Source organism: Streptomyces sp. NPDC001100, from assembly GCF_053598575.1.
The window spans coordinates 15,352-35,180 of the sequence record NZ_JBSFKO010000053.1 but is presented as its reverse complement, the minus strand read 5'-3'; the positions used below and the strand labels follow the sequence as shown (position 1 = coordinate 35,180).

The window sequence follows — 19,829 nt, the reverse complement described above, 5'->3', positions numbered from 1 at the left end:
CGGGTGTCTCCCCTCCCCTCGCTGACGCTCATCGTCACCTGCGGTCGCGGATTCCGCATCCGTCGGCCGGGCCGGCGTCCACCCCGGACGGACGCCGGACCGGCCCCGGGCTACCGCGCCGACAGGCGGACGCGGGCGCTGATCGTCACCGGACGTCGACGAAGTCGCCTGCGGCCGTGGCCGGGCCGGTGGTAGGGGTACCGGCGAAGACGAAGCGGAAGTAGCCGTCGGCCTTGGCCTTGGTGGTGGTCTTCAGCGTGCCGCCGACTCCGCTGGTGACGGTCTTCAGCGTGGTGTAGACGGAGCTGCCCTTCTTGCGGAACTGCAGCTGCACCGGCCGGTCCTGGTAGCCGGTGTAGGTGCCGCTGTCCCAGTTGGCGCGGGTCAACTTGCCGGTGACGGTGATCGTCCTGCCCTTCTTCACCGGCTCGGGCGAGGCGTTGACCGTCACCTTGGCGTACCGCTTGAAGTTCGCCGTGCCGGCGGCGTCGATCTCCGTCCACTCGTCCGTGGTGTCCTGCGCCCCGGCGAGCACCTTCCAGGCTCCGGCGAGGCCGTTGTGGTCGAAGTCCCGCGCGGCGTCCACGCCGAGGTTCACCTTGCACGTGGAGGTGGTCGGGTCCGCCGACGACACCGCACACGCTCCCGTCGGCGGGTACAGCGGGATGACTCCGTCGGCGTCGTCCGTGTTGGGACCGTGCCACAGGTAGGCCCAGGACGCGGCAACGCCCTGAGGGTCGTGGGCCGTCCACGTGATCGTGACGGTCTTTCTGGTGGTCAGGCCGAGCACGATGTCCTTGCCGCCGTTGACCACGACGTTCGAGAAGGTGGTGTCGTCGGCGGCTGTCGTGTCCGCCGCCTGGGCGGTGGCCGGAAGCATCGCTGCGGAAAGGGTGGCTGTCAGGAAAGTGACGGCGACGGCCGGGCGCATACGCATGAGTCCCCCCTTGGGACGCTGGGTCCGCCGCTCCCCAAGCGCCGGACCTGATGGTGTGTCATCGGGGGCTAGACCCACGAAAGCCGGTCCCGGTTGCCCAGTTCACACCTGGCAAGCCACCATCACACCTGATGTAATAGGTGAAGTAGGACCTCATCACTTACATCGGGAGGGACTTTGTCTTTCAGGAACACGGCTGAAGCCGTAGAAGCGTGGGCCCATGGCTGGGCCCTTTCGCGTGGTGCGGCCGAACCGGCGCCCAGCGCCTGGGGTTTCACCATCGACGTCGGCCTGCCCCAGCACGTCATGCGCCACGTCCTGACCGACGCCGACGAGCCGACCGTCCGCAAGATCACCGAGGCCGCCGCCCCGAACGTCTGGTTGAAGGCGTTCGTACCACCTGAGACGCTCACCCCCTGGCTGGCCTCCGGCTGGTCCGTGTCAGGTGGTCCCAGCTTCCTGATGTCCGCCCCACTGCGCGCCTCCCACGCCGAGGTCCCCGACGGCTACCGGCTGCGCACCTGGAGCCGCGCCGGCGTGACCCGCGCCCTCGTTCGCGCCGCGGACGGCGCCTTCGCCGCGCGCGCTCAGGTCGCCGTCACCGGATCCACCGCCGTCGTCGACCAGGTCGAGACCGATCCGGCCCACCGGCGCCGCGGCCTGGGGCGCCTGGTGATGGCCGCGCTCGCCGACGTCGCGGCCGGGCAGGGGCCCGCAGTCGGCGTGCTGGGCGCGACGGCTGATGGCCGGGCCCTGTACGAGCGCATCGGGTGGCGCGTCCTGGCCCCGCTGACCAGCGCGGTGCGGGGCCCGGACCCGGCGGGGACATGAACGACCGTAGAGGCGCCCACGCCGCCCTGCCTCTCGATCATTCACATGTCAGGGTGGGCGTCCCCCAGTCGCCGTGGTCGTTGCCGTTGCCGTCGCCCGCGTCGCCGACCTTGAGGTCAAGCACCTGGGCGCCGCTGATGTCGACGTCGATCGGCACGGCGGCCTGTTTGCCGAGGATCGTCGGCGTGGTGACCAGGGTCTTGCCGTCGGCGATCACGGAGAACGTCACGCTGCCCGCACCGTTCGTCTCGTCGTCGACGCCGACGTACGCCGTCAGCCGCGAGCACTGTCCGGCGAGGTACAGCTCTACATCGCTCACGGAGTTGGTGCCCAGGCCCTTGGCGTAGCCGACGCCCGCGACGGTGATCGGACGGCCGTCACCGGCCGCCTGCTCGCCGACGCTGGTGTCCCGTTCCACCGGGCCCCACCCGTTGGTGGACGACAGGAACGGCAGGCCGCTCACGTCGCTCTGTCCGGCGGGCGGAGCCGGCGGGATCCCCCGCACGATCCGCTCGTCGGCGCCGACGGCCTGCCGTCCGTTCTGCCGGTAGCGCACCGTGGCGGTGAGTGCCGAGGCGGACGGCAGCGTTCCGACCGGGGGCCGAACCTGCCAGGTGAAGATGGCCGATGCGCCGGGTCGCAGGCGCTTGAGCGACGTGGGGCTCGTGGCACTCACGCTCCAGCCGTCCGGCGCCGCGAGCGACGCCGTCAGTTCGGTGGCGGTCCGTCCGTCCTTCGGGACCCGGACCGTCGTACGCGCGGTGAAGGCCTGTCCCGGCTGGGCGGTGTCGGGCACGTCGAGGGTGACGTCCGCTCCCGGGCGCTTCGGCATGGCGTAGCCACTGGCGTCGTAGCGCGGGCTGTCGTTCTGTGCGACGCGCAGCGAGGAGGCGTAGCTGCCGTAGTCGGTCAGTGAGACCTTGCCGAGGCCGCCGGTGCTGCCGTCGAGGTTCCACACGGCGATGGCGATGCTGTTGTGGCCGTTCGGGTTCAGGATCCCGTTGGGGACCGGGAAGGTGTGCTGCGGACCGAGGTAGTTGACGTAGTTGCCGACCTGCCAGCCGTTCACGAAGATCGTGGCCCGGTACTTGCGTGCCGGGTCGTCCGTGAACGTGAGCCCGACCGAGGTGTCCTGACCGTGCGGCAGGTCCAGCTTGGCGTCGGTGCGGTACCAGGAGACACCGGGTGTCGTGTCGGTCGTCGGGAGGGACACACGGTTCCAGTCGGCGTCCGGGTAGCCCGGCAGGGACCAGCCGGCCCGCTCGCCGTAGAGGCCGCCCGTCGACAGCGGGCCGCGGACCGTGTCCTGGAGGTCCTCGCCGCCCCGGACGCCCTGGAGGCGCCAGGTGACGGACGTCAGTGGCGCGCCGACGAGGGAGGCGCTGGTCAGTCCGCGCGCGGCCTTGTTGCCGTTGGTGGAGTTGTAGTCCTCCTCGTGTCCCATGTTGACGGTGAGCACTGAAATGACGTTGTCCCCTTGGGACTTCACCGCGTCGGCCGGGAAGGCGAAGTCACCGCTGCCGGTGGTGGAGCTGCCCAGGAAGGTCCCGTTGAGCCAGACGGAGAACGCCTGCGCGTCTCCACCCGAGTCCGAGACCAGATGGATGCCCGTCTCCTTGCCGGTGGCGCGGAAGCGGCCCCGGTACCACGTGTTGCCGGTGTGGAAGCCGTAGTCGTCCGCGTAGAGCACCGGCAGCGAGTTGACGCCGGAGACGCTGTTGGTGGTCGCCTTGTCGGCCACCTGCCAGCTGGTGTCGTCGAAACCGGGGGCCGCTTCGGGAGATTCCTCGGCGTGCTTCCAGTTCGTCAACGTCGGCAGTTGCACCGGGGCGGCCACCGGGATCTTCCCCGTGAGGCTCCCCGTGTCGGTGACGTGGGTGCCCAACGCCCTTCCGTTCCAGGTGACGTGGGCGGCGGAGGTGAACACCTCGATGTTCTTGTCGTCGGCGTTGTCGCCGGTGAGCGCCACGGTGCGACCGCCGTGCAGGCTGGTCGCCGTGCGCAGCAGGTGGGTGCCGCGCACGAGTACGGGCCCGCTCGCCGTGTCCTGGCGCCAGAAGGTCTCCGCCGTGGCCTTGTCGCCGACGAGCAGGAGGAGCGGGCGCTTGCCGTCGCCACTGATGCTGATGCGGATCAGGCCCTTGTGCGTGTAGTTCAGGCGGAGGTCACCGGTGGCCGGGTCCCAACTGGTCGCGACCGTCCCGCCGTTGGCGGTCACGGTGGGCTCGGTGGCGTAGCGCAGGACCGTCTCGCCGTCGCTGCCCTCGTCGCCGTAGAGCACGGCGACGTCCCGGTCCCCGATGGTCGCGCCGGTCATGATCTCGGAGGTCGAGTACTGCAACTGGGCTTCGCCAAGGCGGTAGTTGGCCACGATCACGTGGGAGTCGCGTCCGTCGAGGGTGATCGCGGTGCCGGGCTGCTGCGGCACGACCGGGTAGGTCGGCTCCGCGGCGGAGTCGCTCGTCGGTACGTCGATGGCGTCCACGGCCACGTAGTTGTCCGTGGATCCCGAGCCGTGGTTCCCGGCGACGACGATCTTCAGCGTGTGCGCGCCGGGTGTCAGTCCGCTCTTCTGGAAGAGCACGGCCTGGCTCTCGCTGCCGGAGTCGTCGACCGTGGCCACCTTGGTGCCGTCGAGGTAGACGTCCGCGTTGCCGTGGTTGTTGGTCTTCGAGCCGATCCAGCGGATCGCGGTGCCGTCGAAGGGCACGGTGAGGGAGTCGCCGGCCGTCTTCGAGAACGACTCCGTGTGCTTGTAATCGCCGCCGGTGTAGCTCGTGTTGGCCACGTGCGACCACGAACCGGCGTACTGGAGGGCGGAGTCGGGGTCGTCCCAGGTGTAGGTGGTGTCGGCGGACGGGACGGCGTTGAAGTCGAGGGAGATGTGGGTCCTGTCGACGGCCGTGGAGGTGGAGTTTCCGTGCCGCAGGACGTGGAACTGGGTCTTGGTGTCGGGGTTCATCCGGGCGGTGTCGACGATCGCGGAGTCGTCCGGCGGTGTCGCTCTGATCGCCTCGGTCTTGGTCAGCGGGGCGACCGACTGCGTGAAGTACCCGATGAGCTTGTCCTCGTAGTACTTCGGGTCGAGCTGGCGGGTCTCGCGGATCGCGGCCCCGTAGTCGTACGACGTGTAGTTCTGCGGCATGCCGAGCCAGCCCCAGTTGGTGCCGCCGTAGGTCATGTAGAAGCTCTGCGCGGTGGCGCCGACGGCGATGTTCTGCTTGTAGAAGACGTTGGCGAACTGGTCGTTGATGAGCTGGGCGCACTTGTCGTAGCCGGGTCCGCCCCAGGGGTCGAAGGCGCCGCCCTGGAACTCCGGTGAGTAGAGCGGTTTTCCGGCCGGGTGGTCGTAGCTGATGTCGGGGACGCCGTTCCACTTCGCGGGGTTGGAGCAGTTGAAGCCCTGCGGGTACGAGTCCGGGCCGTCGACGTCCAGGGCGCCGGTACCGGAGTTGAAGGTGCCGTTGTTGTTGCCGGTCAGCGGGACCGTGATGCCGTCGGCGCGGGCCTTGTCCTCCAGGTGCTGCATGTAGGAGCGGCCGGCGGTCGAGCCGTTGTAGTACTCGTTCTCGACCTGATAGGCGATCACCGACCCGGTGCCGTTGGTCAGTTGGTGGCGGGCGATGATCCGGTCGATCTGCGTCAGCCACTCGTCCGCGTACTTGAGGAACTGCGGGTCGTCGCTGCGGTTGTTCCCGGCCTTGGTGCTCAGCCAGCCGGGCAGGCCGCCGCCGTCGACCTCCGCGTTGATGTACGGCGCCGGACGGGCGATGACGTAGAGCCCGGCCTCCTGGGCCATGTCGAGGAGCTTGTCGACGTCCCGCACGCCGGTGAAGTCGTAGACGCCAGGCTTGGGCGAGTGGTAGCCCCAATCGAAGTACAGGGACGTGGAGTTGAAGCCCGCCGCCTTCATCTTCTGGAAGATGTCGCGCCACAGGTCCTGGCTCGGGAGCCGGAAGTAGTGGAACTCGCCGGACCACAGGTAGGTGCGTTTGCCGTCGACGAGGAACGAGTAGCCGTCGAGCGTCACGGTGTGCGCCTGCGCAGCGGCGGTGGAGGCGTCCGGACCGACGGCGGGCGTCTGCTCGCCGATGTCCCGCGCCGCCGCCGTGGCCGGCGCGGTCATGCCCGCCGCGAGGGCGATGGTCGCGGCCGTCGCGAGGACCGCCCGCCACCACCGGCGCCGACCGGGTCTCGCACCTTCCGAACCGTTCCGACTACTCCGCACGGCGGCCTCCAGACCGGCTGGGCGAACAGCATCAAACAGACTCAGGCAAAGCCGAACAGTAAAGGTGCACAGGGCTCACCACAATGGGGCGGGAGGAGACAGTTGAGGGGCCGGTTCCCGGGCTCGCGTCCGGGAACCGGCCCGGCGTCGTCAGGACCGCCAGTGCCTCAACTGACCGCGTTACTGGCCGAATCCGTACGCGAAAAGGTGGTCGGCACCCGTCGAACCCGTCACCGGCAGCGTGATCGACGCGACCTGCTTGGACGCGTCCAGCGGGACCTTCGTCGCGAAGACATAGGCCTTGACGTTGTCGCGGCCCCCGCTCCCGGTGTTCCGGTAGGCGGTCGTGACGGCCGTCGTGTCCCCCGGGAGGGGCGTCCTGCCGCCGCCGTTGAGCGTCCAGTCCGAGAAGCCGATCGTGGCCTGCGAGGTGGTGCCGTCGGTGTAGGAGACGGTCACTGTGCCCGAGACCCCGCTGCCGTCGGTCGGCGCGTTGGTCGCCGTGCCCAGCAGACCGAGCGACGCGCCGGACGCGCCGGACGGCATCGGGATGGTCTGACCGGCCATCTCCAGGTTGTCCAACTGCCCGGACGTCACCGTCGGCCAGGTGTAGGAGATGCCGTCGGCGGTGACGGTGGAGCCACTCGTGACGCCGGCCGCCGCCAGCGCGTTCTGCGAGAACGCCCAGCCGCCGTTGTCGAACCCGCCCGAGAAGGAGGTGCCGTCGGGGTAGATGCCCTCGTTGGTGGCGTACGGCCACAGCGCGCCGGCCTTGGCCACGGCCACGCGGAGGGACGCCCCGCTCAGTGCCGTACCGGTGCTGTGGTCGGTGAGCGCGAAGGTGACCGGGTAGGTTCCCTCGCTCGCGCCCGCCGTCACCTTGACCTTCGCCTCGGCGCTGCCGGTGGCGGGTACCGTCAGCGAACCGGATGACGTGTCCAGCGTGACGCCGGAGGGCGCCGTCGCCTTCCAGTCGACCGTGACGGCCGTACTGCCGAGGTTGGTGAGATCGAGTGTGCCGTCGCCTGACGCGCCCGGCTGGAGCACCAGGCCGTCGCTGGAGGGACCGGTCGCGGCCAGCACCCGGCCGCCGCCCGTGGTGTCCGAGGGCGGCGCCGCCGAAGGGTCCGACGCCCAGGCCTTGTTGGGCGCGGTGCCGAGCGTGAAGTCGAGCGTGCCCGCGCCCTGGAACTGCTGATAGCTCAGCCAGGAGCTGTTCCACGCCTTGCCCTTGACGGCGAGCGCCTGCACGTACGGCGCGTCGGGCGCGGCCTGCGGTGCGTTGATCCCCACGGACTTGCCGTTGCCGAGAGTCACCTTGGCCACCGGGAACGCCGGGCTGCCGAGCGCCAGGGTGTCCGTGCCCGGGGTCTCCGGGTACATGCCGAGCTCGGACCAGACGTACCAGGAGCTCATCGCGCCGAGGTCGTCGTTGCCGAACGAGCCGACGGGCGCGTTGAAGTACAGGTTCTGCTGGGCGTCGCGGACGGCTGCCTGGGTCTTCCAGGGCTGGCCCGTGTAGTCGTACTCCCAGGGGATCTCCACGCTCGGTTCGTTGCTGAGGTCGGCGTCGGTGTTGCCGGGGCGGGTGATGTTGTCGAGCAGACTGTCCAGGTAGGTCGAGTACGCCGCGTTGCCACCGCGTGCCTGGATGAGCTGCCGCAGGTTGAAGGGGACCATCGGCGTGTACTGCGCGGACGTACCCTCCACGAAACCGTTGGAGGTGCCCGGGGTGAAGCCGCCCGCGAACTGGCCGTCCTTGTTCTTGGCCTGCATGTAGCCGGTCTGCGGGTTGAAGACGTTCATCCAGTCCTGCGCGCGGGTGGCGAACTTCGCGTAGACGGACGTGTTGCCGAGCGACTTCGCGAAGGCGGCGACGGCGTAGTCGGCGGAGTCGTACTCCAGTTGGGTGGAGACGGGGCCGTAGAAGTTGCAGCAGTTGTAGTCGTTCTCATCGAGCGGGAGGTAGCCCTTCGCGTCCCGTACGGGCTCTCCGGGGCGGTCGTTGTTCGAGACGGTGGCCTCGCGCTGGAGGGCGGCGAGTGCCTTGGCCGTGTCGAAGTTCGTCGCGCCGAAGGCGTACGCGTCGGCGATGATGCCGGCGGCCGGGTCGCCGACCATGACGTAGCTCTCGCCGTTGTTCGAGGCCCACTTGGGCAACAGGCCCGTCTGGTCATAGCCGTTGAGCATCGAGGTGACGACGTCACCGGCGACCTTCGGCTCGACCAGCGCCATCAGCTGCGTCTGGGAGCGATAGGTGTCCCAGCCCGAGTAGTTGGCGTACTGGGCCTTCTGTCCCTTGGCCAGGGTGTGGATCTGGTTGTCCATGCCCATGTACTGGCCGTTGTCGTCGGAGAAGACGTTCGGGTGCAGCAGCGCGTGGTAGAGCGCGGTGTAGAACTGCGTCTGCTGGTCCGAACTGCCGCCGCCGATCCGAAGCTTGGTCAGCACCGTGTTCCAGGCGTCGTGGTTGGCCTGTTCGACGGCGGCGAGATCCCACTTCTTGATCTCGGTGGAGAGGTTGTTCGCCGCTCCGGCGTCACTCGTGTAGGAGATGCCGACCTTGGCGTTCACCGTGGGGTTCGCGGTGGTGTCGAAGGTCAGATACATGCCGTTCGCGCCGGTGGTGGGCGGCTGAGCGGCAGCGGATGTCCGCGGTGCGGCGCTGGATGCCGGGGACGGCGTACCGGAGTGCTTGTTCGCGCTCGTGTGGATCGTCGGTGCGGGCTTCGCCGGGACGGTGAAGTGCTTCTCCTTCAGCGGCGCCGACTTCGTCTTCTGCGGGGCCGGTTGGACCTTGCCGGCCTTCAGCGAGGTCGCGTCGGGGGTGATGGTGCCGCCGACCCAGGTGCCGCTCGCGGCGAACGGCCGGTCGAACTTGATGTCGAAGTGCAGCGTGTATCGGTTGGCGGCACCGCAGAAGTGACCGCTGTCGATCGCGCCGCTGATCTCCTGGTTGTTCACGACCTGGACGCGGGTTCCGTCGATCTGGGTGGCACCGCCGCTGAGCTTGAACAGAAGGTTCGCCTGCTGCCCCGCGGGGAAGGTGAAGCGGCCAAGACCGGCGCGGGTGGTATCGGTCAGCTCGGTCTTGACGCCGTTCGCGTCGGTGAGCCTGTAGTAGCCGAGCCCCGCCTGCTCGTCGGTGTGGCTGAAACCTGCGGACGTGGTGCCGAGGTCACCCGAGAGCGCGCCGGTCACCGGCAGGACGGGCAGGTCACCCGCGACGGGGCAGCCCGGGCCCGAGATGTGGGTGAGGCTGAAGCCGGAGATCTTCTTGTCGTTGTACTCGTAGCCGCCGCCGTCGGGCCGGTCGGGCGTCGTGTCCGGGCCCCACTGGACCATCCCGGCCGGCATGTCGGGGCCGGGGAAGGTGTCCACCGCACCGGAGGTGCCGATGAGGGGGTTGACGAGGGACGCGGGGTCCGTCACCAGGGCCTGCGTCGCGCCGCTCGCGGCATAGGCGTCGCCAACCGCGGGCAATGGCAGAACCGCCAGGCCCAGGACGCAGAACAGGGCCGAATATCGTCGGGATCTCTTGCTGTCACGTGGCGCAATTGAATGTCGGGGTCTCACCATCGGTTGCCTCCGCAGCAATTCGTGCCTGGCACAACAGGTGCCGACGCGCCGGGATCCCGGAACGCCGACGACAGGCAACAGTTCCGGTCGCCCCCGACGGCCTGACAACGTTGCCATGCACGAGTGTCGAGTGAAACGTGTGCGCTGATGGCATGTCAACGAGGTCAACGGGACTTTCTGAAAGCGAAGTTCACAACAGAGGCGCATGCGGCGACAGCACTACTGCGGTATGCACGGCTTCCGGAACGGATCGACCCGCCTTGCCCTTGTGCGCAAACCCGGCCGCAAACACGTCGAGTCGACGGCGTTCCTCTCGGAGCGGTCGTACAACCCGTAGGTGCGGCAATGGTTCCGGCAAGAATCCCCCAGCACCGGGTCATCCCGACGCCATGAGACGCCCATTCCGCGGTTCGGGTACGGATCCTCGATCACGCCGAGGCCCGCGCCGGAATCCGAAATGCTCAGAACTGCCAGGACCGCCGCCGCATTGCGGATACCTGGACCGTGGACGGTTTCCGAGGACGATTCCCTCAGCGCGGTCACAGGTGCTCGTCGTCGGCTTTCCCGAAGCGCGTCTCAACGGTCGCGGCGACGACGGCAACCGAGAAGGCCAGGAGACCGACGGCGAGTGGCAGTCTGACGGACACCCCGGTCAGCGAGCCGGCCAGTGCCGTGCCGGCGGAACCTGACGTGATCTTCAGGGCCGCGACCCAGATGAAGACCTGGCCGCGCGCTCCGCTCGGCGCGTACTCCGTGCGGACCGCGAGGGTGGAGGCGAAGAAGAAGGAGTTGAGGATTCCGGTGAGGGCGTAGGCCGCGACGGACAGGCCGCCGCGATGACCTTGCGGCCGTCCCGGGCGAGGTCCAGCGACCGCGCGACGAAGAGGCCGAGGAGGTGCGGGGCGGTGATGCAGGCGCCGAGTACCCCGGCGAGCGTCCCGGAGCCGCCGGACGAGGTGACGAGCAGCACGACGGCGACCACGGCTCCGCCGTCGGCGGTGCGGGCGAGGGCCGCGGCGACGACGTAGCGCGCCAGGCCGCCCACGCCCCCGCCCCGTCCGGACGGAGGCGAGCCCTCCCGCGAACCCGGTGAACTGCTCGCCGTGCGCGGCGAGTTCACTCCGTTCACGCTCAGGAGGTGAGCCCGAGGGTGTCCAGTGCGGCGACGACCTCCTGGCGGGCCGTCTCGTCCAGTCCCCGCAGCGGAAGCGGCAGGTTCGGTTCTCCTGTCAGGCCGAGGTGGGAGGCGGCGGCGGAGACGACGCGCAGGCTGCCGTGGCGGCGGAACAGGGCCCACAGCGGCTCAAGTTGGTCGGAGAGGTCCGCCGCCGGGCCCGCGTGGTTCAGCTGGGCGGCGCGGGTGACGTCGAGCGCGGTCAGCGGGAAGGTGCCGCCGATGACCGAGTACCAGGCGTCGCACCCGGCGTTCAGACCGCGCGCTGCCGTCCAGTCCCCGCTCACCCCGATGGTGACGGTGTCGGGGATCAGCGCGCGCAGCGCGGCGACCCGGAGCTCGGCCTCGCGCGGGTCGTCGGGCACACCGGGGATCTTGATCGAGCCGACGTTCGGCAACTGTGCGATACGGCCGTGCAGTTCGTCGGTGAAGTGGACGTGTGTGGTGCCGGGGTTGTCGTAGACGCACAGCGGCACGGAGAGATCACGCGTGACGTCCTCGTACAGGCCGAACACCTCGTCCTCGGTGAGCGGTTGATACGTCATCGGGGCCAGCAGCACTCCGGAGGCGCCCGCACGTTGGGCGTCCTCGGCCAACTCCCGTACGTGCGAGGTGCGCAGCGCGCCGATGCCGACGATGACAGGTACCCCGTCGGCGGCCTCGACCGCGATCTTCGCGGCGTGGGCGCCCTGCTCGCGGGTGAGGTAGGCGTAGCCGCCGGTGGAGCCGAGCGCGCCGATGGAGTCCACGCCGGCGGCGGCGAGCCGTGCGACGAGCGCCGCGTACGCCGTTTCGTCGATGCCCTGCTCGCCGGTGGGCGTGAGGGGGAAGGCGCTCAGGCCGCGGAACATGATGACTCCTTGCGTGGGTGGGACGTTCGTGAAGGTCAGTTGGCCGCCGTCGAGCGCAATTCCTTGACGACAGCGGCGAGTTCGGCGGCGAAGGCCTCGGCCTGCGGCTCGGTGACGGTGGAGGAGGTGACGCGGATCGCGCCCTGGTGGGCGGCCGGGTCCGGCGCGAAGAGGTGCCCGGGCCGCACCGCCCAGCCCCGTTGCGCCAGGGCGGCGACCGCGGCCCGTGCGTCGACGTCGAACTGGATCCATACGTTCAGTCCGTCGGGCCGGTGCGGGACCTCGATGCCCTGCGCGTGCAGCCGCTCGACGAGCAGGCCACTGCGCCGTGCGTACACCTCGCGGGCCCGTTCGTGGAGTTCGTGGACGCCGGGATCGAGGAGGAGTTCCCGGGTGACGTGCTGCAGCAGGCGGCTGACCCAAGTGGTGCCGGCGCTCAGCCGCGCTTCCAGGCGCGCGGCGGTCTCGGCGTCGGCGGCGACGAGGGCGAGTCGCAGATCCGGTCCGAGGAACTTGGACACGGACCGCACCAGCGCCCAGCGTGTACTGCTCGGTGGTGTGATCCGGTGGTACGGCCGCGCGGAGACCGCCGAGAAGTGGTCGTCCTCGATCACAAGGACCTGGGGGTGCTCCGCGAGGATCGCGCGCAGGTCGGCCGCCCGCTCCCCGGTGAGGCTCGCGCCGGTCGGGTTGTGGGCCCGGGGTGTGCAGACGACCGCGCGGGCGCCGGCTTCCAGGGCGGCCCGCAGTGCGTCGGGGCCCAGGCCGGCTCCGTCGACGCCGACGGGTACGGTGCGGTAGCCGTTGAGGCGCAGCGTGCCGATGCTCGCCAGGAAGCAGGGGTCCTCGATCGCGACCAGGTCGCCGCGGGTGAGGTGGGCGTTCAGGAGCCGCTCGGTGGCGTCCACCGCTCCGTGCGTCACCAGCGTGCGGAGCGGATGGTCGATGTCCTCGGCGAAGTCGGCACCGGCCCATGCCTCCAGTCCTTAACCGGTGCCCGCGTCCTGGCCGGAGATCGGTGACGACCGGGCCCGATTTTCGGGCGCCGACTCGCTCAAGGCATACGCCGGAAGTGCACCAGTTACTCGGGCAAGTGGTAAGAGCCGCACGGTCATGAGCCGCAGGATAAAGAATCAGAGGCTGGCGGCCGCTGGCTACGTGTGGGCCTTCGTCTCGCTCACCAAGTCAGCAGGCGCCAGGGCCCATTACGACCGCCGCAGGGAAGCCGGCGACCGGCACGTCGCTGCACAACGCAATCTCTTCAATCGCTTCATGGGCATGCTCTTCTATTGCCTCCAGCACGGCCAACTCTACGACGAGCTCAAGGCATTCCCGATCCATCCGCAGGACGAATGTTCCGCCGCTGCGGCTTGACTCCTATCCGCGTGGGATGTCTTGTCCGCGATGACCGAGTCGGGTCTTTGCCGCAGACGCCCGGCGCCGGCCCGAGGCACCCGCACAGATTCCAGTACCGCTTTGAACACGGTGCAGTCGTTGACGTTGCCGGGGGTGAGGACGACAGCCATGGGCAGGCCCCGGCCGTCGCAGGCGAGCTGGACTTTGGTGGTCAGCCCGCTGCGGGAGGCCCAGTGCCTGGTCGGCCGCCGAGCGTGCCGAATCTTCCAGCCCGCCTCTCGCGCCCGCCCCCTTTTCCGGGCGCTGGCCGCGTGCTGGTGGGAGCGGTTGATGGTGGAGTCCACCGGCACCGTCCATTCCACCGCTCCGACGGAGTCGTCGCGTGCCTGAATCTGTTCCAGGAGGCGGGCCCAGGTCCCGTCCCGCTCCCAACGGGCGAACCGCTCATAGACCGTCTGCCACGGTCCGTAGCGTTCCGGCAGGTCACGCCAGGGAGCACCGGTGCGCAACCGCCATAACGCGCCGTTGATTGCCTGCTGGTGGTCGCGCCACGGACGGCCTGGTCCATCGGTGGCTGGAAGCAGGGGCTTCAGCGCCTCCCATGCTGCGTCCGTCAGCTCGCCGCGTCCTGTCGCGTGATCGGTCACGAACTGGGCCTCATGCAGCCGTGGGCGTCTGCGTCTTGGCATGGCGCACCCCGCGCAGGGCGCCGGACCAGGCGATCACCTGGTCGAGCATGTCTCCCACGGCGGTGTCGAGGCCCTCCTGGGGGACGAAGGTGCCGGTGTGGAACGAGGGATGTGTCGAGATGGTGGGCTGGGCCCGGACCGTGGCCACCTGGAGTTCGGCGAGGACGAGCCGCAGCGCCTCGGCGGCCCGTGCCCCGGCGACCCAGCCGCCGTAGCTGATGATCCCGGCGGCCTTGTCGTTCCATTCCCTGTAGACGTAGTCCAGGGCGTTCTTCAGGGCTCCGGGGTAGGAGTGGTTGTACTCGGGGACGAGGAAGACGTAGCCGTCGAAGCTGTCGATGAGTGCGCCCCAGGCGCGGGTGTGGTCGTGCTGGTACTGCTGGAAGTTCGGGTTGCCGGGCTCGTCGAGGTTGCCGAGGTCGTGGTCGGCGAGGTCGATGAGTTCGTAGTCGGCGCCGCCGTGGGCACGGGCGGCCTCCAGTGCCCAGGCGGCGATCTGGTCGCCGCGGCGTCCGGGGCGGGTACTTCCGAGGATGACTGCGATGCGAAGTGACATGGTCTTCCTTCCAAGAGTTGTCACGTCAACTCTAGATTGGAGGGAGTTGAAGTGACAACTCTGCTGGTCGCGATATCCTCGGCGACATGACGGAGACTCAATCGCTGGAACCTGAGGAGTGGGAGTTCTGGGATACCTGGATGCGCGCGCAGCGCCTGCTCACCAGGGAGCTGGAGCGTGGTCTCCAGCATGACTGCGACATCTCGAAGGCCGAGTTCAGCGTGCTGGTGACGCTGTGGCAGGCCGCCGGACGCGAGATGCGTGTCGGCGAGGTCGCCGAGTCGCTCGACTGGGACAAGAGCCGCGTCTCACATCAGCTGACGCGCATGGAAAAACGCGGCTTCCTCAAGCGCACCCAGTACGGGGCCGATGGTCGCCGCGCGGGGATCGGACTGACCGCCGAGGGCCGCCGCGCCGCCAAGAGCGCCATCCTCGTGCACGGCGGCAACATCCGCCGCCACTTCCTCGACTCACTGACCCCCGAGCAGGCATCAGTCATCCGGGCATGGAGCGAGCAAGCGGTCGCTCGCCTGGAGCAGCACCGCAGCGAGGCTGCCGACGGCGGCGCGTCCTAGACCCAGTGACTCTGCTGGTGATGTTGTCCAGGTCATGCGACGGCTGCGCATAGCGCGTGAAAGTGCGTGGTACGGCGGCGGGTTCTGGTGGTGCTGGATATCCAGTCGGAGACCCGGGTGACGTTGCAGGCCAAGGCGGTGAGAACGTGCTGGACGTGGGTCTTCGCCAGGCCCCGGTAGCGGGAACGGCGCAGGCCGTGGGCTCGGACGTTCTGCGAGAGAGTGGCTTCGATGCCGGCGCGGATCGCGTAGCGGCGCTGCCATTGCTCGGTGCGCTGGTCGAGCCGGCTGCTCATCTGGATCTCGTGCAGCGGCCGGGGGAGCATGACTCCCAACTTCCCCTGCAGTCACGGCCTTCACGCTACGAGGGGAGGGACATGGCGAACCTCCTTGCGTGGATGGGGAGTTCAGCAGCCACCGGCGGCGGTGGCCGGGGCGCCGATGCCGATCTGGAGAGTGGACGGGGCGGCGCAGCATCCGCTCCCGGACTGCTCGGTGCTCTCCGGCTCATCGAACAAGCCCGCGCCGCCGCACACACCCGTGTCCGGGAGGGTCAACTCGACGCGCTCGGCGGCCTCCTGGTCTCCGGCGAGGGCGGCGGTGACGGAGCGGACCTGCTCGTAGCCGGTCATGGCGAGGAACGTCGGGGCGCGGCCGTAGGACTTCATGCCGACCAGGTAGACGCCCTGTTCGGGGTGGGAGAGCTCGTTCACGCCGTGCGGGTAGACCGTGCCGCAGGAGTGGACGTTCGGGTCGATGAGCGGGGCGAGCGCGGTCGGGGCCTGGAGGCGTTCGTCGAGGCCGAGGCGGAGTTCGGAGAGGAAGGACAGATCCGGGCGGAAGCCGGTCAGGACGATGGCCTCGTCGACCGGGTCGAGGCGGCGGCCGTCCTCGGCGACGAGGACGAGCTGGTCGCCGTCGTGTTCCACAGCCTGTGTACGGAATCCCGTGACCGCGCTCGCGTGACCGGCCTCGACGGCGGCCTTGGCGCGCAGGCCCAGTGCGCCGCGTGCGGGGAGCTGGTCGGCTTCGCCGCCGCCGTACGTGTTCGAGCCGATGCCGCGGCGCAGGATCCACACCGCGTGCGTATCGTCCTCGTCCTTCGCCAGGTCGGCGAGGAGAGCCAGGGCGGTGAAGGCGGAGGCGCCGGAGCCGACCACGGCGGTGCGCTTGCCCGCGTAACGGGCGCGCACGGCCGGGTCCTTGAGGTCCGGGACGCGATAGGCGATGTGGTCAGCCGCCGTCTTCTCGCCGAGGGCGGGCAGGCCGTCCGCTCCCAGCGGGCTGGGGGTGGACCAGGTGCCGGAAGCATCGATGACCGCGCGGGCGGTGATCCGCTCCTCGTGGCCGTCGGCGGACTGGATGTGCACGGTGAAGGGCTGCTCGCCGCGGCCCGCGTCGACGATCCGGTCGCGGCCGGCTCGAGCGACTCCGGTCACCGTCGTGCCGTAGCGGACCTTGCCGCCGAGGACGTCGGCCAGGGGCTGGAGGTAGCGCTCGGCCCAGTCGCCGCCGGTCGGGTAGGTGGAGGCGTCGGGGCGCACCCAGCCGGTCGGTGCGAGGAGCTTCTCGGCCGCCGGGTCGGTGACCTCGCCCCAGGTGGAGAACAGGCGGACGTGCGACCACTCGCGTACGGCGCTCCCGGCGGCCGGGCCGGTTTCCAGGACCAGGGGTTCGATGCCGCGCTCGACGAGATGGGCGGCGGCAGCCAGGCCGATGGGGCCGGCGCCGATGACCACGACGGGCAGCTGGTCGGTGGTGAGCGCGTTCACCGGGTTCTCCTTTACTTCGACGTTTGTCGATGTTCTACCCGGCCAGAATGACACCTGAATCGACAAGCGTCAACATAGACATTTATCGAATCTGACCGAGCGACGGTGCCTCGCCAGGCTGGTTCGACGTATGTCAACATAGATGTATGTCGAATACGAAGGCGCTGCCGCTGCTGGAGCCCGAGGTCTCCGAGGCCGTGGCACCGTGCTGCCCTCCGCTGACCGAGCGCCCCTTCACGGCTGGGGAGGCCGAGACGGCCGCGCGGATGTTCAAGGCGCTCGGTGATCCGGTGCGGCTGCGGCTGTTCTCCCTGGTTGCCTCGCACGAGGGTGGCGAGGCGTGCGTGTGCGACATCTCCGACGTCGGCGTGTCGCAGCCGACTGTCTCCCACCATCTGAAGAAGCTCAAGGAGGCCGGGTTGCTCACCTCCGAGCGGCGCGCCACCTGGGTCTACTACCGCGTCGAGCCGTCCGTCCTGGCCGCGATGGGCAGACTGCTGACCATTGTGCCGACCTCGGTCTGAAGGCGACCGGCAGCCGAGAGGGGCGCACCGTCGCGGTACGTCGCCCCCCGGCGTTCGCGGGCGCGGTGTGGCCTCCGCGCGCTGCAAGGCGTTGGTCGACTCCACCAAGGCCGCCGGGATCCGAACCATTCGGTCCGGGAGCTTCCCCGAGAACGCCGCCAGCGTCGCGCTGCACCAGCGTGGCGGCTTCCGCGGCATCGGCACGTGCGAACGCCCGTGTCGGCATCACGGCCGGTGGCGGGACGCCGTACTCATCGAGTGCCGCAGTCCCACCATCAACTGAACGCCGGAGACCGTACTCAGGCGGCTTCGGCAGGCTGGGGGTTCCAAAGCTGCGTGTACCGCTCCACCTCTTCGGAACTCAGGTCGTTGTCGCCCTCGGTGCGCACCAGGGTGGTGTCCCACGGCTTGTTGCCATCGGGGCGCGGGGTGAGCAGCACGCCGAGGGTGGAGCTTTGCTCGGCCAGGCCGGTCTGCTGGTGGAGCTGGTGATGGCGCAGCAGTACGTACGACTGGAAGGCGGCTTCCACCTCGGGGCCGAAGCGCGCGGTGCATCCGAGGATGAGCTGGCGGGTGCCGGACGGGTCGATGGAGCGGCGCCAGCGCCACTTGGTCTCGCCGTCGGGCGCCTCGCGTACGTCGGCCAGCATGTCCAGCAGCAGTCGTCCCCACTCGGCGCGCGATCCGACCGGCAGCTTGTCCAGGTCGGAGAGGAGGAGCTGCCTGTTGGGCTCGCTGATCTGCGTTCGGATGGCGCTGGTGGCGACGTCCTCCATGATGATGCGCATGACCCGATGCGCGTGGTCCGACCCCACCGGGGCCTGCGGGAGCAGCGGGGTGGAGTAGGAGGTTCCGCCGAGTTCGGCGACCGCAGGGTTGAGGGGGCCGGGAGGTGCAGCGGCGTCGGCCGCGGCGAACTCGTAGTACCGCACGGGCTCTTCGCCCAGGGCTACGGGAGGTTCGCCGGCGGCGCGGAAAAGGTAGTCCAGGACGGCGGTGGTGGAGCGCAGCTGGTCGAAGAGGAAGTCCCAGTCCCGCCGGGTCAGGGCGATCATGGGGATGCCGATCGGCTCCAGCGAGCAGTTCGTGCCCTCGGGTACCTGCTCGTGGTCCGGCAGGAACACCCCGATCCACTCGTAGGCGTTGCCGTCGACGGACAGTGTGCGATCACGGCCGTTGGTCATGTTGGCGGGCAGCAACCGCAACTGGCGCACGGTGCCCTTGGCTTGGCGCACGGCTTTGGTCGCCACCTTCTGGATCCAGGCCACCTCGCTGTCCGCGTCCTTGGGCCGGATCGTGCGTGCCTTGACCTGGATCACCGCTCCGCGTCCGCCGGCGAGCAGCAGCCGGTCGCCGAGCTCGCGTCGCCCGGAGCCCTTGCTCGCGTAGGCGGGCTGGAAGACGAAGTCGGACAGTCCCCAGGTGGCGGCGGCGGTGTGCGCCGCCACCTCGGCACCTGTGCTGTGCTCCACGCCGGACGGCAGGGGCAGTGCCGGACGTATGCGCCGGACGTACTGCCCGTTCGCGGTTTCCACGATGAGCGTGAACGCGTCGGGGTCCTCGTCCTGGATGAACCGCCACAACGCGGGAGAAGCCTGATCCGTCACACCCTCTGTTAGACGCAACGCCCGGCAGCCGACGCCTGCCCTTTTCTCGTAGTACGTATCACTCGGCGACTTTCCGGCCCGGCATGAAGATGAGCGCCACCAGCGCCAACCCGACCACGGCGCCGACGAGTTGCATGCCGATGAACCCCAGGACCGAGCCCGGCGCGATGCCCGCGAAGGTGTCGGTGAAGGCGCGGCCGATGGTCACCGCCGGGTTGGCGAAGGACGTCGACGAGGTGAACCAGTACGCGGCGCCGATGTAGGAGGCGACGGCCACGGGGGCGTACTGCAGGCGGTCGGCGCGGGCGAGGCCGAAGATCAGCAGGATCAGGCCCGCCGTTGCGACCACCTCGCCGAGCAGCAGGTGTCCGGACGAACGGTCGTGTGTGGACCACTTCACGAGCGGCTCGGCGAACATCGCGTCCGCCAGGATCGCGCCCGCGATCGCTCCGACGATCTGCGCGGGCAGATAGACGGCCACCTCGCGCAGGGTGACCCCGGCGCCGCCGCGTCGCGCGGTCCACCACTCGGCCAGGGTGACGACCGGGTTGAAGTGGGCGCCGGAGACCGGGCCGAGAAGGAGGATCAGGATGCCGAGACCGAAGACGGTGGCCGTGGAGTTGGCGAGCAGCTGCAGGCCGACGTCCTTGGTGAGTTCGGTGGCCTGGATACCGGAGCCGACCACGACCGCCACCAGCAGGGCGGTGCCTATGAGTTCGGCGGCGGCCCGGGCGACCAGGGGAGTACGCGGCGGGGTGGCACCCGGTGCGGACCCGACGGTATTGGGTGCTGGAGCGGGTGTCGCGGACTGCGCGGGCAGGGCGGCTTCGGCGGCGGTCATGGGCAGGCCCTCTTGTTCTCGGCGGCGGCGCGCGCGGACTCGGCCAGCTCGGCGAACTGGCCCGCGAGTGACGCGAGGACGTCGGGCTTGAGCCGGTAGTAGGTGTACCGGCCGCACGGCTCTGTCTCGACGACCCCGGCCTCGCGCAGCACCTTCATGTGGTTCGAGAGATTGGTCTGCTTGGCACCGGTCTCCTCCACGAGGTGGGTGGTGCACAGCGTCTCTTGGGCGAGCAGGGTCACGATCTGGAGCCTGAGCGGGTCGGCCAGAACCCGGATCAGATCAGTGTCGACTGACGTCAGCATGGAC

The 19,829-nt window shown here is 69.5% G+C and carries 16 protein-coding genes and 1 pseudogene; 4 read left to right on the top strand and 13 right to left on the bottom strand.

Annotation, left to right across the window (positions count from 1 at the left end):
- Positions 1-145: 145 nt before the first annotated feature.
- Complete coding sequence (locus ACWDEW_RS44605; RefSeq protein WP_450521450.1) at positions 146-937, bottom strand: hypothetical protein; 792 nt, start codon at positions 935-937, stop codon at positions 146-148.
- 177 nt (positions 938-1,114) lie between these two features.
- Here ACWDEW_RS44605 and ACWDEW_RS44600 point away from each other — a divergent pair, with 177 nt between their 5' ends.
- Positions 1,115-1,768: a GNAT family N-acetyltransferase gene (locus ACWDEW_RS44600; RefSeq protein ID WP_450521448.1), complete on the top strand. Its 654-nt coding sequence runs from the start codon at positions 1,115-1,117 to the stop codon at positions 1,766-1,768.
- Between the two features lie 37 nt (positions 1,769-1,805).
- On the opposite strand, the gene ACWDEW_RS44595 is transcribed toward ACWDEW_RS44600, so the two are convergent.
- The 5 genes from ACWDEW_RS44595 to ACWDEW_RS44575 all read right to left on the bottom strand — a co-directional run bounded on the left by ACWDEW_RS44595 (position 1,806) and on the right by ACWDEW_RS44575 (position 12,523).
- Positions 1,806-5,996, bottom strand: a complete 4,191-nt coding sequence (locus tag ACWDEW_RS44595) for a beta-galactosidase (protein ID WP_450521447.1) — start codon at positions 5,994-5,996, stop codon at positions 1,806-1,808.
- Positions 5,997-6,176: 180 nt separating this feature from the next.
- Entirely contained in the window at positions 6,177-9,479 is a 3,303-nt protein-coding gene (locus ACWDEW_RS44590; RefSeq protein WP_450521445.1) for a lectin, read from the bottom strand.
- A gap of 793 nt (positions 9,480-10,272) precedes the next feature.
- Positions 10,273-10,704 carry a hypothetical protein gene (locus ACWDEW_RS44585; RefSeq protein WP_450521444.1) on the bottom strand — a complete coding sequence of 144 codons (432 nt, stop codon included), beginning with the start codon at positions 10,702-10,704 and terminating at the stop codon, positions 10,273-10,275.
- A gap of 2 nt (positions 10,705-10,706) precedes the next feature.
- A complete protein-coding gene (locus ACWDEW_RS44580) occupies positions 10,707-11,600 on the bottom strand; it encodes a dihydrodipicolinate synthase family protein (RefSeq protein ID WP_450521442.1) in 894 nt (297 codons plus the stop codon).
- A 35-nt stretch (positions 11,601-11,635) separates the two neighbouring features.
- Entirely contained in the window at positions 11,636-12,523 is an 888-nt protein-coding gene (locus ACWDEW_RS44575) for an aminotransferase class I/II-fold pyridoxal phosphate-dependent enzyme (protein WP_450521440.1), read from the bottom strand.
- Positions 12,524-12,571: 48 nt separating this feature from the next.
- Here ACWDEW_RS44575 and ACWDEW_RS44570 point away from each other — a divergent pair.
- Positions 12,572-12,974: pseudogene (locus tag ACWDEW_RS44570) on the top strand (transposase); the annotation flags it as partial.
- Here the strand turns inward: ACWDEW_RS44570 and ACWDEW_RS44565 are convergent.
- Both ACWDEW_RS44565 and ACWDEW_RS44560 read right to left on the bottom strand, forming a co-directional pair.
- Positions 12,911-13,645, bottom strand: a complete 735-nt coding sequence (locus ACWDEW_RS44565) for an IS5 family transposase (RefSeq protein ID WP_450521438.1) — start codon at positions 13,643-13,645, stop codon at positions 12,911-12,913. The pseudogene ACWDEW_RS44570 and the gene ACWDEW_RS44565 overlap by 64 nt on opposite strands.
- A complete protein-coding gene (locus ACWDEW_RS44560) occupies positions 13,614-14,201 on the bottom strand; it encodes an NADPH-dependent FMN reductase (RefSeq protein WP_450521436.1) in 588 nt (195 codons plus the stop codon). Before ACWDEW_RS44560 ends, ACWDEW_RS44565 begins: the two co-directional genes overlap by 32 nt.
- Before the next feature lie 86 nt (positions 14,202-14,287).
- Here ACWDEW_RS44560 and ACWDEW_RS44555 point away from each other — a divergent pair, with 86 nt between their 5' ends.
- Positions 14,288-14,776 (top strand): MarR family winged helix-turn-helix transcriptional regulator, encoded by a 489-nt coding sequence (locus ACWDEW_RS44555; protein ID WP_450521434.1) that lies wholly within the window; start codon positions 14,288-14,290, stop codon positions 14,774-14,776.
- A gap of 32 nt (positions 14,777-14,808) precedes the next feature.
- Here ACWDEW_RS44555 and ACWDEW_RS44550 read toward each other — a convergent pair whose 3' ends face one another.
- Together ACWDEW_RS44550 and ACWDEW_RS44545 are read right to left on the bottom strand one after the other, a co-directional pair.
- Positions 14,809-15,102 (bottom strand): transposase, encoded by a 294-nt coding sequence (locus tag ACWDEW_RS44550; protein WP_450521432.1) that lies wholly within the window; start codon positions 15,100-15,102, stop codon positions 14,809-14,811.
- 81 nt (positions 15,103-15,183) lie between these two features.
- Positions 15,184-16,548 carry an NAD(P)-binding domain-containing protein gene (locus tag ACWDEW_RS44545; protein ID WP_450521430.1) on the bottom strand — a complete coding sequence of 455 codons (1,365 nt, stop codon included), beginning with the start codon at positions 16,546-16,548 and terminating at the stop codon, positions 15,184-15,186.
- Between the two features lie 146 nt (positions 16,549-16,694).
- On the opposite strand from ACWDEW_RS44545, the gene ACWDEW_RS44540 reads away from it, so the two are divergent.
- Positions 16,695-17,072 carry an ArsR/SmtB family transcription factor gene (locus ACWDEW_RS44540; protein WP_450521428.1) on the top strand — a complete coding sequence of 126 codons (378 nt, stop codon included), beginning with the start codon at positions 16,695-16,697 and terminating at the stop codon, positions 17,070-17,072.
- Positions 17,073-17,371: 299 nt separating this feature from the next.
- On the opposite strand, the gene ACWDEW_RS44535 is transcribed toward ACWDEW_RS44540, so the two are convergent.
- The 3 genes from ACWDEW_RS44535 to ACWDEW_RS44525 are packed head-to-tail and all read right to left on the bottom strand — an operon-like array spanning position 17,372 to position 19,825.
- A complete protein-coding gene (locus tag ACWDEW_RS44535; RefSeq protein ID WP_450521426.1) occupies positions 17,372-18,679 on the bottom strand; it encodes a hypothetical protein in 1,308 nt (435 codons plus the stop codon).
- A 58-nt stretch (positions 18,680-18,737) separates the two neighbouring features.
- The gene (locus tag ACWDEW_RS44530; RefSeq protein WP_450521425.1) at positions 18,738-19,520 is read right to left on the bottom strand and encodes an aquaporin; all 783 of its coding nucleotides are present in this window, start codon (positions 19,518-19,520) and stop codon (positions 18,738-18,740) included.
- Positions 19,517-19,825, bottom strand: coding sequence for an ArsR/SmtB family transcription factor (locus ACWDEW_RS44525; protein WP_450521423.1), 309 nt, complete (start codon positions 19,823-19,825; stop codon positions 19,517-19,519). The genes ACWDEW_RS44530 and ACWDEW_RS44525 overlap by 4 nt, the downstream gene beginning before the upstream one ends.
- Positions 19,826-19,829: the final 4 nt, after the last annotated feature.

Bases quoted from the DNA above. Each gene is read 5' to 3' on its own strand.
- ACWDEW_RS44605 (WP_450521450.1), bottom strand. From the start codon at position 937: ATGCGTATGCGCCCGGCCGTCGCCGTCACTTTCCTGACAGCCACCCTT.
- ACWDEW_RS44580 (WP_450521442.1), bottom strand. From the start codon at position 11,600: ATGTTCCGCGGCCTGAGCGCCTTCCCCCTCACGCCCACCGGCGAGCAG.
- ACWDEW_RS44565 (WP_450521438.1), bottom strand. From the start codon at position 13,645: ATGCCAAGACGCAGACGCCCACGGCTGCATGAGGCCCAGTTCGTGACC.
- ACWDEW_RS44560 (WP_450521436.1), bottom strand. From the start codon at position 14,201: ATGTCACTTCGCATCGCAGTCATCCTCGGAAGTACCCGCCCCGGACGC.
- ACWDEW_RS44555 (WP_450521434.1), top strand. From the start codon at position 14,288: ATGACGGAGACTCAATCGCTGGAACCTGAGGAGTGGGAGTTCTGGGAT.
- ACWDEW_RS44550 (WP_450521432.1), bottom strand. From the start codon at position 15,102: ATGCTCCCCCGGCCGCTGCACGAGATCCAGATGAGCAGCCGGCTCGAC.
- ACWDEW_RS44540 (WP_450521428.1), top strand. From the start codon at position 16,695: ATGTCGAATACGAAGGCGCTGCCGCTGCTGGAGCCCGAGGTCTCCGAG.
- ACWDEW_RS44530 (WP_450521425.1), bottom strand. From the start codon at position 19,520: ATGACCGCCGCCGAAGCCGCCCTGCCCGCGCAGTCCGCGACACCCGCT.
- ACWDEW_RS44525 (WP_450521423.1), bottom strand. From the start codon at position 19,825: ATGCTGACGTCAGTCGACACTGATCTGATCCGGGTTCTGGCCGACCCG.